This is a genomic window from Pollutimonas bauzanensis, from assembly GCF_040393045.1.
Taxonomy (GTDB): domain Bacteria; phylum Pseudomonadota; class Gammaproteobacteria; order Burkholderiales; family Burkholderiaceae_B; genus Pollutimonas; species Pollutimonas bauzanensis_A.
The window spans coordinates 1-12,705 of the sequence record NZ_JBEBUX010000023.1 but is presented as its reverse complement, the minus strand read 5'-3'; the positions used below and the strand labels follow the sequence as shown (position 1 = coordinate 12,705).

Here is a 12,705-nt window from a genome sequence, read left to right as displayed (position 1 = left end):
ACAAATCAATTAAACCAACGGAGACAATAATGGCAATTCGACGGCTTGGTGTTATGAGGCTGGCCCGCTTGGCGGCAGCATGTAGTTTGCTTGTGGCGGGAGCCAGTGCGATGGCGCAGGACGCCGTCAAGATTGGTTGCGTGTTGCCGCTAAGTGGTGGTTCGGCGGCAGTGGGAAATCAGACCCGTGTTGGCATCCTTGCCGCGATCAATCAAATCAACGCTGCGGGTGGGATTAAATCCATGGGCGGGGCGAAGCTTCAGGCTGTTTTTGGCGACTCTCAATCCAAGGCTGATGTGGGTGTCTCGGAAACAGAGCGCTTGATCCAGCGTGAGAACGTATCAGTGATGTGCGGCTCTTTTAACAGTGCCGTCACTTTTCCTGCAACGGAAGTTGCCGAACGAAATAAGACGCCCTGGATCGTGGTCGGCGCCGTAAAAGACGAAATTACCGAGCGGAATTTCAAATATGTATTCCGGGTCAACAACAAGGCTACTTACGATGCGCGCGAGCAGCTTGATGCCATGGACTTGCTGGCTAAAGAAACGGGTAAGGAGGTCAAACGGATTGCCATGCTTTACGAGGGTGGCGACTGGGGCCGTTCGCATGCTGCCAATATTCGAAAGTTTGCCGGCGAACGCAAGATGGAACTTGTCTTTGACGAAGCCTTGCCCGCTCATCAGGTGGATTTGACTTCCCAACTGTTGAAAATCCGGGCCTCCAAGCCTGATGCACTGATCCTGGCGCTATACACCCCGGACCAATTGCTGTTCACGCGTCAATTTACCGAACAGCGCCTTGATCTGCCATATGGCGTGCACTCTGTGGGTGGGGGAATGGAAGACCCTTCGCTGTATGAAGTGATCAAGCCCGCAGCGGTTGCCTACTATTTTGTGCAGGAAGACTGGCAGATTGACATGCTTGATGTCAATAAAGATCCTTTATTACATGAGGCCGATGCCTTCTCTAAAAAGGAACTCGGCTACGGCATGAGCGCCTATGTCGCACAAGGGATGACATCAGCTTATGTCATTAAGGACGCATTGGAACGCGCCGCAAGCGCCGACCGGGAAAAGTTGCGCGAGAGCATTGCTGCTACCGACATCACATCGGGGCCTGCCTTGTTTACCGGCTATCAGCGTATCAAGTTTGACGAGAATGGCCAAAACACATTTGCCCACGGTGTGATCTCGCAGAATCTGGAAGGTAAACGACGCGCAGTATGGCCGAGCGAGAACCGTGCTTCAGATACTAAGCCAGTATGGCCTGTGCCCAGCTGGTCGGCTCGCTAACCCCTCTCTTCCTTTTTACAACCACGTTTTGTAGTTGGATCGCTGGCCTTCGGGCCAGCGGGAAGAGATTCTTGCGTCCCTATTTATGAGGTGAGCTAGTGGATTGGTACATACTGACTTATTCGGGCTTGAACGGCATTCTGGTCGGCGCCATGCTGGGTGGTATTGCTCTGGGATTAAGCCTTATTTTTGGTGTTCTGCGCATCATCAATTTTGCTCATGGCTCGTTTTTGATGCTGGCCATGTACACCAGTTTTTGGCTGCAGAAACTGGCCGGTATAGACCCTTACGTAAGCGTCCTGGTGGCTGCACCCTTGATGTTTGCGCTGGGGTATCTGGTTCAGGCCGTCATTATCGGCCCCTTGATCCGGCGTGAAAGCGCGCTGGTGGTGGAACCGGTCAGTGCGCTGCTGCTGACAGCGGGCGTTTACATTCTTATTGATAACCTCGTGTTGATGGCTTTTGGGCCCAACGTACGGTCAACCACATCTGCTATCAGCCTTACCTCATTCATGGTGGCTGGATTCCCGCTCAATACATTTCGTATCGTTGCCGCGGTCGCTTCGCTTGCCATGGCAGGGGGCGTATCACTTTGGCTGGCGCGTACTGATACTGGACGGGCAATTCGCGCAACAGCCCAAAATCGCGATGCCGCAGCGTTGTCGGGTATAGACGTGCCTCATATTTACAACCTTACTTTTGGCCTGGGTTGCGCCATGGTGGGTGTGATGGGCTGCTTGATCGCGCCATTTATTCCTATTACCCCGCATGTAGGGCTGAGCTTTGGCATCAAGTCTTTCATTGTGGTGGTGCTCGGCGGCATAGGCAGTATCGCGGGCTCGCTGGTGGGCGGCATTGTGATTGGTCTATTCGAGTCCGTCGCATCGCAATTTGTCACTACGCCGTCGGCTTCGATATTTTCGCTGCTGCTTTTCATTCTGATCCTTCTTGTAAGACCCCAAGGTCTTATGGGTAAAAAATAAGGAGGTCGCATGAAGAAAGCTAATCCCTCTTTTTTTCTGGCGCCGGCGCTACTGATACTGGCTCTGCTGATACCGCTGATGATCCGCGATGAATACTTGATTCATTCCGTCATTATGGTGTTGTACTTCGCTTACCTGGCATGTTCCTGGAATTTGCTGTGCGGTTATGTGGGCCAGATATCTTTTGGGCACTCCGTTTTTTGCGGTTTGGGCGGCTATGTTTCGGTGCTGCTGCTGACCGGGACGGGTATGTCGCCATGGCTGGGCATGCTGGTTGGCGGCGCGGCCTCCGCTGTGCTGGCGGTAATCATCGGTTTCCCCACCATGCGCTTGCGTGGGCCGTACTTCGCCTTGACTACCATTGCCGTCGCCGAGGCCTTGCGCATCTGGGTTGAAAACACCGACGTCTTGTTTGGCATTTCCATCAAGGGTTCTGAAGGGCTTTCCGTACCCCTGGTCGGAACGAACTGGGCCATGTTCCAGTTCGAAAGCAAAGTGCCTTATTACTACATCATTCTGGGAATGCTGGTGCTGGTGATGAGCATTACGTGGCTGATGGAACGCAGTCGCCTGGGCGCATGCCTGAAGGCCATACGCGGCGACCGGGATGCTGCCGAATCATTGGGCATCAACCCAACCCGCTATACCTTGATTGCCTATGCGATTAGCGCTTTCATGACGGCGCTAGGGGGAAGTTACTACGCTCAATTCATTCGTTTCATTAATCCGGAACGGAACATGGGTATTGATTTGTCTATCGATATGGCGCTCATGAGCATTATTGGCGGCCAAGGCACCGTGTTTGGTCCCCTGATCGGCGCCTTGTTCCTGACCCCGGTATCGGAATTGACACGCACTTATCTGGGCGGGCAGTTTATTGGATTGCATTTGGTGATTTACGGCCTGGTGCTGATTATTGCCGTGCTGTATCTGCCCAAAGGATTGTTGCATCCTTTGCAAAAAATCGGCCGTCGCTTGATAGGAAGCAATGAGCGGCCTGTGTCCATGACCAAGACAGGCGAGCCATCAAGCTCGAACCTGCTTGCCGCTGCGACAGTAGGAGAGCGTGATGAGTGAGACGCTATTGACCGTGGAAGGCATCGCCAAAAAGTTTGGGGGCGTGCAAGCTGTAAAAAACCTGTCGTTTGATTTGAAACGTGGCGAGATTCTGGGTTTGCTTGGCCCCAACGGTGCGGGTAAGACTACGGCGTTCAATATGATCGCCGGCCACATCAGACCCGATCAAGGCAAGATCACGCTTGATGGCCGAAACATTACCGGTAAGGCGCCCTGGGATGTGTGCAAGGCGGGGCTGGCGCGCACCTTTCAATTATCCAAGCCTTTCGGCGGTATGAGTACACGCGAAAATCTGGTGGTAGGCAACTTGGTCAAAACGAATGACAGGTTGCGCAGTGTGGCAAAGGCCGACGAATTGCTTGAGTTTCTAGGCATGTCCCAACTGGCAGACATTGATGCCGATAACCTGACCGCATTTGAACGCCGTAAGGTCGAATTGGGCCGCGCGCTTTCAACCGAGCCGGCTCTGCTTCTTATGGACGAGGTGGTGGCGGGTGCCACGCCGCAGGAAGCGTTGATCATGGTCGAGCTCATCAAAAAGGTAAGGGATAAGGGCGTTACGGTCCTGATCATCGAACACGTTATGAAAGTGATCATGGGTTTATCCGATCGCGTCATTGTCATGCACCTTGGAGAACTGATGGCTAACGGTCTACCGGCGGATGTAGTAAAGCAGCCCAATGTGCTGAAGGCTTATTTCGGAGATGACTATGTCGATACAGGCGCTTGAAATCAAGGATCTGGCGGTCGGGTATGGCGATGTTTCAGTATTGCGGGGACTGTCATTAACGGTCGGGCAAGGGCAACTGGTCGCGTTGATAGGTGCGAACGGCGCGGGGAAGACGACGTTGCTGCGCACGATTTCGGGCTTGCTCAAACCCAAGGGAGGAAGCATCAACCTGGATGGCGTTGCCGTTCAGGGGCAACCAGCGCATAAGGTGGTTGAAAGCGGGTTTGTGCAATCGCCTGAAGGTAAACAACTATTCCTTGAAATGTCGATTCGAGAAAACTTGCTCGTTGGCGCCCACAACAAGCGCGCCAGAGCGGTGCGCGACCAGACGCTGCAAGAAGTCTTCGAGCTTTTTCCCATTCTGGAAGAGCGCCAGAAGTTGCCGGCCTCCAGTTTGTCGGGCGGCCAGCAGCAAATGGTCGCCGTTGGGCGAGCCCTGATGGCCAAGCCCAAGCTGCTTGCCCTGGACGAGCCCTCGCTGGGATTGGCCCCCATCATGGTGGACCGGTTGTTTGAATCGATCAAACGCATTCGCAAGCTGGGCGTGACGGTGCTGGTGATCGAGCAAAACGTTTTTAAAGTGCTGCAAATGGCCGACTACGGCTATGTATTGGAAAACGGACGTATTTCGTTGCACGGGAGTGGTCCGGAACTACTGGCCGACGAGCATTTGCGCGCGACCTACTTGGGTATGTAAGGAGAACTTTGAATGGACGCAGTTGTTAATAAGACGGTTGATGACCGGGTTGAAGATGCAAGCGTGACAAAGCTGCGTGCCGTGGCGTTGAATTTGCGCCGCCACATGGTGACGCAGGCTCGCGGCAAGGGCCAAGGCTATTTGGGGCAGGGACTGGGGATGGCAGATTTCCTGGCCGTACTGTATTTCAATGAGTTCCGGCCGGAAGATCTGGATTTCGGCCGTGCCGATCGCCAGCGTTTTTACTTGTCGACAGGACACTATTCGATTGCGTTATGGGCGGTGCTGGCCGAACTTGGCCTGATCACCAAGGACAGTCTTTTATCGTACGGCGCCGATGGCAGCCCATTGGAAATGAGCACGATGGAAGGGCATCTGCCAGGGGTCGAAATGACGGGCGGATCCCTAGGCCATGGTTTGGGCGTCGCAACCGGCGCCGCGATGGGATACCGGATAGACGGCTTTGAGTCGACGATTCATGTCGAGATCAGCGATGGCGAGTTGCAGGAGGGTTCTACCTGGGAGGCCGCCAATACCGCTGCCGCGTTCAAGCTGGAAAATCTGGTGTGCTGGATCGATTGCAATGGCATTCAGGCCGACGGCCCGATGGTGGTGCCTATTGAGCCTGTTGCGGGTCGGTTCACGAGCTTTGGCTGGGACACCATGGAGATCAATGGCAACGATATTGCGCAATTACTGGTCGCTTTTGAATGGGCGCGGGCGCGCAATGGTAAGCCCAAGGCGGTCGTGTTGCGCACTACGCCGGGCAGTGGCATTAAACGAGTGGAGCAACGCGATCGTGCGCATTTTGTGCGGATCGATGCAGAGGAATGGGATGATGTCGCCCGCGAACTGGAGATTGAAAATGCCTGAGGCAAGAACGCTCGCAATGAGCGAATCGGAAGAGATAGTCGGACGCGCATCGATGCGTGCTCCCTTTTCGCAAGGCATGCTCAAAGCAGCCGAATCGCATGACGAGCTGGTGTTGTTGACGGCGGATCTGGGCAAGTATACGGATACCGCTGACTTCAGCCATAAATATCCGCATCGTTTTTTTAATGTCGGTGTGGCCGAACAGGCGTTGGTGATGGCTGCGGCCGGCCTGTCCAAGACCGGTAAAGTCGCGTATTGCACGACATATGGCACGTTTGCTACGCGGCGAGCATATGACTTCTTAGCGATTGCCTGCGCGCACAGTAATGAGAACGTCAAGATGTTTGCCGGGAATCCTGGCCTTACTACGGGCTATGGCGGGACGCATCAAGCCAACGAAGACCTGGCGTTGATGCGGTCCATTCCGAACATGACGGTACTTGATCCCTGCGACGCGACGGAAATGGCGCAGATTGCTGAAATGGCCGTAGACATTCCTGGCACTTTGTATTGCCGTCAGTTACGCGCCAATGTAGCGGTCGTATTCGATCCGGCCACCTATCGGTTCCAAGTGGGTAAAGGCCACGTGATCGGCAATGGCGACGAGGTCGGCTTCGTTTCCACGGGATTCATGACCGAGCGTGCCATTGATGCCAGCCATCATTTTGAACGTAGTGGCATTCGTGCTGCAGTTTTTCACAGCCCCAGCATCAAGCCCTTTGATACCGAGGGCCTGATCAAATTTGCTCATTCGGTCAAGCGTCTGGTGGTATGCGAGAACCATGTCGCATCCGGCGGCCTGGCGACGTTGGTCATCGAGGCGCTGCAGGATGCGGGGCTACATCGCAAAGTATTGAAAATCGCGATTCCCGATAAGTTTACCGAATGCGGTTCCTTGCATTATTTGCAAGATCGCTATGGCTTGACCACCTCGCGAATCATTGAACGCGTTGACTCGTGGTTAAGAACATGATGGCTGCATCCATGGATGGTATCAGGGCTTTTGGTTCGGCCCATCGCTACTTTCAGGGGCCAAATGCCTTGGAGATGGTGGGTGGCGTTTGCGCGCAATTAGGTGATCAGCCTTTGCTGGTGTGCGACGGTATCGTGCATGATCTTGTCTTTCCTGTTGCGAGTGCGGCCTGCGGCGCGCAGGGGCAGACCCTGCCGTGGGCGCAGGTTCGCGGCGAAGTGACGCGCGCCGCCGTCGCGGCTCTGGTCCAGCAGGCGAGGGCCGATGGCGCCCAGGTTGACGTTGTTATTGCGGCTGGTGGCGGGAAAGGCGTGGATAGCGGCAAGGCCGTTGCACGTGAACTGGGTGCAAAGCTGGTGGTGGTTCCTACATCGGCGTCGAACGACGGGCCATGCAGCAAATCGTTTGTGTTCTACGACGATCAGCATCGCATGGAGTCGGTGGAGCACATGGCCCGCAACCCTGATGTTGTGCTGGTTGACACCACGCTACTGGTTCAGGCTCCTCGGGCGCTCTTGGTTTCGGGTATCGGCGATGCCTTGTGCAAGCTATATGAAGGAAACCAGACACGAAAGGCCCAGGGGATTAACTTGTTCGGCGGTTGCAACACCATTGCAGCCGAACAAATCTCACTGGCTTGCGACAGAGTTATCCGTGAAGATTCTGTTGCTGGTCTTCAGGCCTTGGCCCAGGGCAGGCCCAATGCTGCTTTTGAGCGTCTGACAGAGGCGCTTGTGCTGCTAAGCGGCTTGGCGTTTGAAAATAGCGGGCTTTCTATTGCCCATTCGATTACGCGCGGACTTCCCTTGGTTGAAGGGGTGGGCGTTTCCTTGCATGGCCAGCACGTAGGTTACGGCCTTTTAGTGCAGTTCATCCTGGAAGCGCGTACGCCGGAGTTCATGGCGCAACAGTTGGCTTTCTATCGCGCGGTCGGATTAGCCGTAAATCTAACGCAGTTGGGTGCGGTCACTGCCGATAAAGCCACCATACGACTTGTCGCACAAGGCACGATGACCTCGCCCCATATCAAGCATTTTGAGCGGCCCCTGACACAAACGGATCTGGAAGCTGCCATGCATCAACTCGAGACAATGACATCGCTATGACAACTACAAGCAACACTATCCACGCGTCTTCAACAGATACACCGGTGGCCATTGTCACTGGAGGTGGGACGGGTTTGGGCCTGGCGACAGGCCTGGAGTTACGTGCACGAGGTTACCGCGTGATTGCGCTGGGCCTTGACACCGAGGCCGAACTGGAGGGCTCGGGAATTGAATTTCACAAAATGGATATCACCGACGAAGAGAGCCTTCGTTCTGTGGTCGATCAGGTGCCGAGACTGGATGTATTGGTTAACGCAGCAGGCATTATTTTGCATGAGGGCCGCGAGCATACCGTCGAGGGCTTTCGCAAGGTCATCGATGTGAACTTGCATGGCTCCCAACTGGCGTGTTTGCTTTTTCGTCCGGCACTCACTGCGGCAGCCGGCAGCATTGTCAATTTTGCTTCAATGTGGAGCTACTTTGGGTCGCCGAAAAATCCTGCCTATTCCGCAAGTAAAGGGGCCATTGTTTCTTTGACAAAATCGCTGGCTGTGGCTTATGCGCAAGACGGAGTGCGCGTGAATGCTGTCGCTCCTGGTTGGATAGAAACACGTATGTCAGCGACGGCATTTAACGATGAAGAACGCAGTGCCGCACTACGTAAACGTATACCAGCGGGTTTCTGGGGCAAGCCATACGACGTTGCGAAGGCCGCTGCATTCTTGCTTTCTTCGGATGCGCGCTACATTACCGGTGTCATCCTGCCGGTCGATGGCGGCTACAGCGCCGCTTGATAAGGGGGCAGCCATGATGGATGTGGACATGAGCCGGTATAACGAACTACATGGCCTTACCGTGCCGGAGCTGTTATACAGACGCGCGCAGCAGTACCCTTTCAAGCTTGCCTTGTCGGCACATAGCTACCGAGGTTATCGGGACAGGTTGAGCTACGCCCAATTGACTATCCGCATGGATGCGGTGGCGCGTGGTTTGTCCGCCCGTGGCCTCAAGCAAGGTGAACGGGTCGCCTTGTTTCTGTCGAATTACGCGGTGCGTGAGGCCGTGCTCACGGCGCTAGGTTGCTATCGAATGGGCGCCATCGTGGCCCCCATTAATACGCGCGGCTCGGATGAGGAGTTGCAGTACGCGCTGGAATTGACCGAGCCGTCGTTTGTCGTAGTGACTGCCGATACGGTTGACCGGATTACGCGCTTGTATCCTGCCGCGCGGTTGCTGGTGTTGGGTGAACCCGCTTATCAAGATCAGGCCTGGCCAGATCCCGAGACCGAGTTTCACGACAACGATTTGCCGAAACTGGGTAGCCCCGAAGACGCGACGGTCTTGCTCTTCACTTCCGGCACGACAGCGCGTTCGAAAGCTGTCGTGCATTGCCATCGTAGCCAACTGTATTGCGGTTATGCCGTGGGTGGTTCTATAGGCCTGACCGATCAGGATACCTATCAAGGTGCATGGCCGATATTTACCAGTTCGGTCTTGAACATGGCATGTATGTCGGCATGGGTGACGGGCGCCGGCGCCGTCCTGGAAGAGGCGCCTTTGGATAACGTGGGGCGGTTGCGCCTGATCGAAACGGAAGGCACTACTGTTTACCATGGTGTGACATCCCCGCTGAATTTCATGATTGATGAGTATCAACGCGGTAATTATGATTTGTCGCGGGTGCGCCGCATAGGGTATGGCGGGGCAGCGATGCCGGCCGAAGTCATTGACAAGTTCAGTACACGCTTGCCCTGGGCCGATCAAGTACATATCTGGGGTATGACGGAAACCGGACCGGCCGGCACCTTCCTGCCGCCGTGGTTTCTACCGCGCAAGGCAGGCTGTATCGGCGGGCCGCAACCAGGTTGTTCGGTGCGTGTCGTTGACGAGGCAGGCGCAGCTTTGCCTGTTGGTGTCACGGGTGAAATTGCTTTTTCCGGACCGTCCATGGCATTGGGCTATTTTCGCAATCCGCAGGCGACTGAGCTGGCCTTTGTTGATGGCTGGGTCCGCACCGGCGATATAGGTCGCTTCGATGATGAAGGGCATTTGCACTTTGTCGACCGAAAAAAAGACATTATTAATCGTGGGGGGCTGAAGATCGCCTCTGCCGCTGTCGAAGAAGTGATCTATCGCTATAAGGGTGTGGTTGAAGCGGCCGTCATCGCGATCCCGCATTCCGGACTGGGTGAAGATATTGCCGCGTGTGTTGTTGCCGCTCCCGACATAGGCCTGGATATCCAGGCCTTGCGGGAACACTGCGCTGTTTATCTGGCCGACTACGAAACACCGCGGCAATGGTTCATTTTGGAAAGCCTTCCCAAAAACCCGATGGGAAAAATCCTTAAGCGCGAACTGCGCTCTCTTTTACTGGAGCAGATCAAGTAAGACTATGGCTACTTTCGCACATGCAATTCAAATCCATGCTTATGGCGGTCCTGAACAGATGCGCTACGAGCAGGTGAGTGTGGCTGCACCCGCCGAAGGCGAAGTGCAAATTCGTCAGCACGCGGTCGGTATCAATTATCTGGACACTTATAACCGGCGTGGCGTGTTTCCACTACCTAAGTTGCCAGGCGGCCTGGGCGTAGAGGGGGCGGGCGAAGTCGTAGCCGTTGGGCCGGGCGTTACGCGGTTCAAGGTCGGCGATCGCGTTGCCTACGCTGCGCGTCCTATAGGCAGTTATGCCAGTTTGCGCAATCTGCCGGATCGCTTTCTTTTGCATTTGCCAGCGGGCGTTTCTTACGAACAAGCCGCGGCAGCGACGCTACAAGGGTTGACAGCCCATATGTTGCTGCACAAGGTCACTCATTTGGGCGAAAGCGATACGGTGCTGATTCATGCCGCCGCTGGTGGACTGGGCTCTTTATTGACGCAATGGGCCAAGCGGTTTGGCTGCAGAGTCTTGGGGACGGTGGGTTCGGTCGACAAAGTAGAGGTTGCCAAAGCCAATGGTTGCGACGACGTTATTTTGTACAAGGAAGAACCCTTTACTGATGCCGTGAAACGCCTTACGGGCGGCGCTGGCGTCGAGGCGGTATTTGAAGGCTTGGGCGGCAGCGTGTTTCATGAGTCCCTGAAAATTCTGAAACCATTTGGACAATTGGTGAATCTGGGTCAGGTCGCAGAAGGGCTCCCCGCCGTGAATCTGGCGGATATTGGCCCGGTCGCATCGCTCACTATTTCCGTACCTGGCGTTTTCGCTTACATGAATACTCACCCCGATCTTCAAGAGGCAGCCGACACGCTATTTGATCTGATTGCCAGTAAGGCGCTGAACGTTCACATTGGCGCTAGCTACCCCCTAAAGGATGCTGTCCATGCGCACACTGCACTGGAGAGCCGTGGCACTACCGGTTCCCTTATTCTTATTCCCGATGCTTGAAGCGGCACTATCATGAGCATTTTTGATACCCCCGAGTTACACGCATTCCGACAGCAGGTGCGCAGCTTTCTGCAGCAGAACCTGGAGGATGACCTGGTACAGACAACCCGTGGCAACCTGCACTTGAAACGCCCTGATATGGCTCGCTGGCAAGCCATACTCAATGAGCGCGGCTGGGGCGCACCGCATTGGCCGGAATCAGCCGGTGGCCCGGGTTGGAACGAACTGCAACGCTATATTTTCGAAGAAGAGTCCGCCTTTGCCGATACGCCGCCTGGAGATGTGCTGGGCTTGTTTCTGGCTGGCCCGATGATCATCGCGGAAGGTAGCGATGAGCAGAAGGCACGTTATCTACCCAAAATTCTGGCGGGCGAAGAGTTCTGGTGTCAGGGGTTTTCGGAGCCTAACGCAGGATCTGATCTGGCTTCGCTGAAGACCATAGCAACGCAGGACGGCGATAGTTGGATCATCAACGGCCAAAAAACCTGGTTGTCCAGCGGCCATTACGCGGATCTGATGTTTTGCCTGGCGCGCACCTCTAGCGACGGCAAGCCGCAACAAGGCTTGACCCAATTCATTATTGACATGAAAACGCCCGGCATCAGCCTGCAGCCGATTTTGACGATGGACGAAGGGCATAGCGTCAATGCTGTTTTTTTTGACAATGTACGTGTCCCGCGCAACAACGTTATTGGCGAGTTGAATAAGGGCTGGACTTATGCCAAGGAACTGTTGGCGCGCGAGCGTGTGAATAATGCTCAGGCGCCGCGTACGAAGCGTGACATTATCGAGATCGATCGCTTGGCAAGGACATTATTTGGCCCGCAAGGGGCGCCTCTTATCGAAGATGCCCGAGTTCAACGTCGGCTGGCATCGCTGACCATGGATTTTGTCGCTCTTGAGTCTGCCTTGCTTAACGTTCTTGCTCAGCAAATGCGGGGCGAAGAGCCGGGCCCCGCAGCTTCCACCCTGAAGATCCGGGGGTCCGAACTGCAGCAACGGGTCAGTGAAACGGCGATGAGCCTGCTCGGCCATGCCGGCATCGTCTTATCGTCGGACTATGGTGGCGGCCTGCTGGCGCAAGAAGGGCAAGGGTGGGCAGAGCGCCATTTGTTTCGCCGAGTCGTGACGATATATGCCGGTTCCAATGAAATTCAAAAAGCCATTATTGCTAAGTCAATTCTGGATATGTGAGGCCAATTTATGTCTATGGACCGTGAAGAAGTAGGACTATTGCTTGATTCCGCCGAGCGTTGGTTTAAAGCGAACAACCCGATTGAAAGCCGGGTGGCAATGTTTCGCAACGGCCATCATGAAGACGCTGACGCCTGGACAGCGATTTCGGAAATGGGATGGCTGGCTTTGCCACTATCCGAAGATGCAGGTGGATTTGATGCCGGCTATGCGGCGAGTTTGGCGCTTATTCGGCGTGCCGGCCAGCAGGCCCGGCCTGAAGCGCTAGATATGTACATGATGCTGGCGCCGGTCGTGGCCAGAGCCTTACCTGACGTGAGTGCAGCACTTATGGAAGGACGCATGCGGCTGGGCTTTGCGGATCTCGCGCAAGGCAAGGAGGCATTAGTCGCGCACGCGGGCGATCAGCCCGTGCTGGAAGGTATTGCAGGGCCAGTATTGGGCGCCGAATTTGC

Annotated in this window: 13 protein-coding genes; all 13 read left to right on the top strand. The window is 55.2% G+C overall.

The window, feature by feature from the left end; genetic code table 11:
- The first annotated feature begins 29 nt into the window (after positions 1-29).
- Positions 30-1,292: an ABC transporter substrate-binding protein gene (locus ABWO67_RS05660; protein ID WP_353148768.1), complete on the top strand. Its 1,263-nt coding sequence runs from the start codon at positions 30-32 to the stop codon at positions 1,290-1,292.
- A gap of 98 nt (positions 1,293-1,390) precedes the next feature.
- Complete coding sequence (locus ABWO67_RS05655) at positions 1,391-2,275, top strand: branched-chain amino acid ABC transporter permease (RefSeq protein ID WP_353148765.1); 885 nt, start codon at positions 1,391-1,393, stop codon at positions 2,273-2,275.
- Between the two features lie 9 nt (positions 2,276-2,284).
- Positions 2,285-3,352 carry a branched-chain amino acid ABC transporter permease gene (locus ABWO67_RS05650; RefSeq protein WP_353148762.1) on the top strand — a complete coding sequence of 356 codons (1,068 nt, stop codon included), beginning with the start codon at positions 2,285-2,287 and terminating at the stop codon, positions 3,350-3,352.
- Positions 3,345-4,082, top strand: a complete 738-nt coding sequence (locus tag ABWO67_RS05645; protein ID WP_353148759.1) for an ABC transporter ATP-binding protein — start codon at positions 3,345-3,347, stop codon at positions 4,080-4,082. The genes ABWO67_RS05650 and ABWO67_RS05645 overlap by 8 nt, the downstream gene beginning before the upstream one ends.
- Positions 4,063-4,779, top strand: coding sequence for an ABC transporter ATP-binding protein (locus tag ABWO67_RS05640; RefSeq protein ID WP_353148757.1), 717 nt, complete (start codon positions 4,063-4,065; stop codon positions 4,777-4,779). Before ABWO67_RS05645 ends, ABWO67_RS05640 begins: the two co-directional genes overlap by 20 nt.
- Positions 4,780-4,791: 12 nt before the next feature.
- Positions 4,792-5,652, top strand: coding sequence for a transketolase (locus tag ABWO67_RS05635; protein ID WP_353148755.1), 861 nt, complete (start codon positions 4,792-4,794; stop codon positions 5,650-5,652).
- A complete protein-coding gene (locus ABWO67_RS05630; RefSeq protein ID WP_353148753.1) occupies positions 5,645-6,625 on the top strand; it encodes a transketolase family protein in 981 nt (326 codons plus the stop codon). Before ABWO67_RS05635 ends, ABWO67_RS05630 begins: the two co-directional genes overlap by 8 nt.
- Positions 6,622-7,731 carry a glycerol dehydrogenase gene (locus ABWO67_RS05625; protein ID WP_353148751.1) on the top strand — a complete coding sequence of 370 codons (1,110 nt, stop codon included), beginning with the start codon at positions 6,622-6,624 and terminating at the stop codon, positions 7,729-7,731. The genes ABWO67_RS05630 and ABWO67_RS05625 overlap by 4 nt, the downstream gene beginning before the upstream one ends.
- On the top strand, positions 7,728-8,465 hold the full coding sequence (locus ABWO67_RS05620) for an SDR family NAD(P)-dependent oxidoreductase (protein WP_353148748.1): 738 nt from the start codon (positions 7,728-7,730) through the stop codon (positions 8,463-8,465). The genes ABWO67_RS05625 and ABWO67_RS05620 overlap by 4 nt, the downstream gene beginning before the upstream one ends.
- A 13-nt stretch (positions 8,466-8,478) precedes the next feature.
- Entirely contained in the window at positions 8,479-10,059 is a 1,581-nt protein-coding gene (locus tag ABWO67_RS05615; protein ID WP_353148746.1) for a class I adenylate-forming enzyme family protein, read from the top strand.
- Positions 10,060-10,063: 4 nt separating this feature from the next.
- The gene (locus ABWO67_RS05610) at positions 10,064-11,056 is read left to right on the top strand and encodes a quinone oxidoreductase family protein (RefSeq protein ID WP_353148743.1); all 993 of its coding nucleotides are present in this window, start codon (positions 10,064-10,066) and stop codon (positions 11,054-11,056) included.
- Positions 11,057-11,068: 12 nt separating this feature from the next.
- Entirely contained in the window at positions 11,069-12,250 is a 1,182-nt protein-coding gene (locus ABWO67_RS05605) for an acyl-CoA dehydrogenase family protein (RefSeq protein ID WP_353148740.1), read from the top strand.
- A gap of 9 nt (positions 12,251-12,259) precedes the next feature.
- On the top strand, positions 12,260-12,705 hold a 446-nt coding region (locus ABWO67_RS05600; RefSeq protein ID WP_353148737.1), incomplete at its 3' end, for an acyl-CoA dehydrogenase family protein.

What these genes read in the sequence shown, in the direction of transcription:
- ABWO67_RS05630 (WP_353148753.1), top strand. Translation starts at nt 5,645, where the DNA reads ATGCCTGAGGCAAGAACGCTCGCAATGAGCGAATCGGAAGAGATAGTC.
- ABWO67_RS05605 (WP_353148740.1), top strand. Translation starts at nt 11,069, where the DNA reads ATGAGCATTTTTGATACCCCCGAGTTACACGCATTCCGACAGCAGGTG.
- ABWO67_RS05640 (WP_353148757.1), top strand. Translation starts at nt 4,063, where the DNA reads ATGTCGATACAGGCGCTTGAAATCAAGGATCTGGCGGTCGGGTATGGC.
- ABWO67_RS05610 (WP_353148743.1), top strand. Translation starts at nt 10,064, where the DNA reads ATGGCTACTTTCGCACATGCAATTCAAATCCATGCTTATGGCGGTCCT.
- ABWO67_RS05625 (WP_353148751.1), top strand. Translation starts at nt 6,622, where the DNA reads ATGATGGCTGCATCCATGGATGGTATCAGGGCTTTTGGTTCGGCCCAT.
- ABWO67_RS05650 (WP_353148762.1), top strand. Translation starts at nt 2,285, where the DNA reads ATGAAGAAAGCTAATCCCTCTTTTTTTCTGGCGCCGGCGCTACTGATA.
- ABWO67_RS05645 (WP_353148759.1), top strand. Translation starts at nt 3,345, where the DNA reads ATGAGTGAGACGCTATTGACCGTGGAAGGCATCGCCAAAAAGTTTGGG.
- ABWO67_RS05660 (WP_353148768.1), top strand. Translation starts at nt 30, where the DNA reads ATGGCAATTCGACGGCTTGGTGTTATGAGGCTGGCCCGCTTGGCGGCA.
- ABWO67_RS05635 (WP_353148755.1), top strand. Translation starts at nt 4,792, where the DNA reads ATGGACGCAGTTGTTAATAAGACGGTTGATGACCGGGTTGAAGATGCA.
- ABWO67_RS05615 (WP_353148746.1), top strand. Translation starts at nt 8,479, where the DNA reads ATGATGGATGTGGACATGAGCCGGTATAACGAACTACATGGCCTTACC.
- ABWO67_RS05620 (WP_353148748.1), top strand. Translation starts at nt 7,728, where the DNA reads ATGACAACTACAAGCAACACTATCCACGCGTCTTCAACAGATACACCG.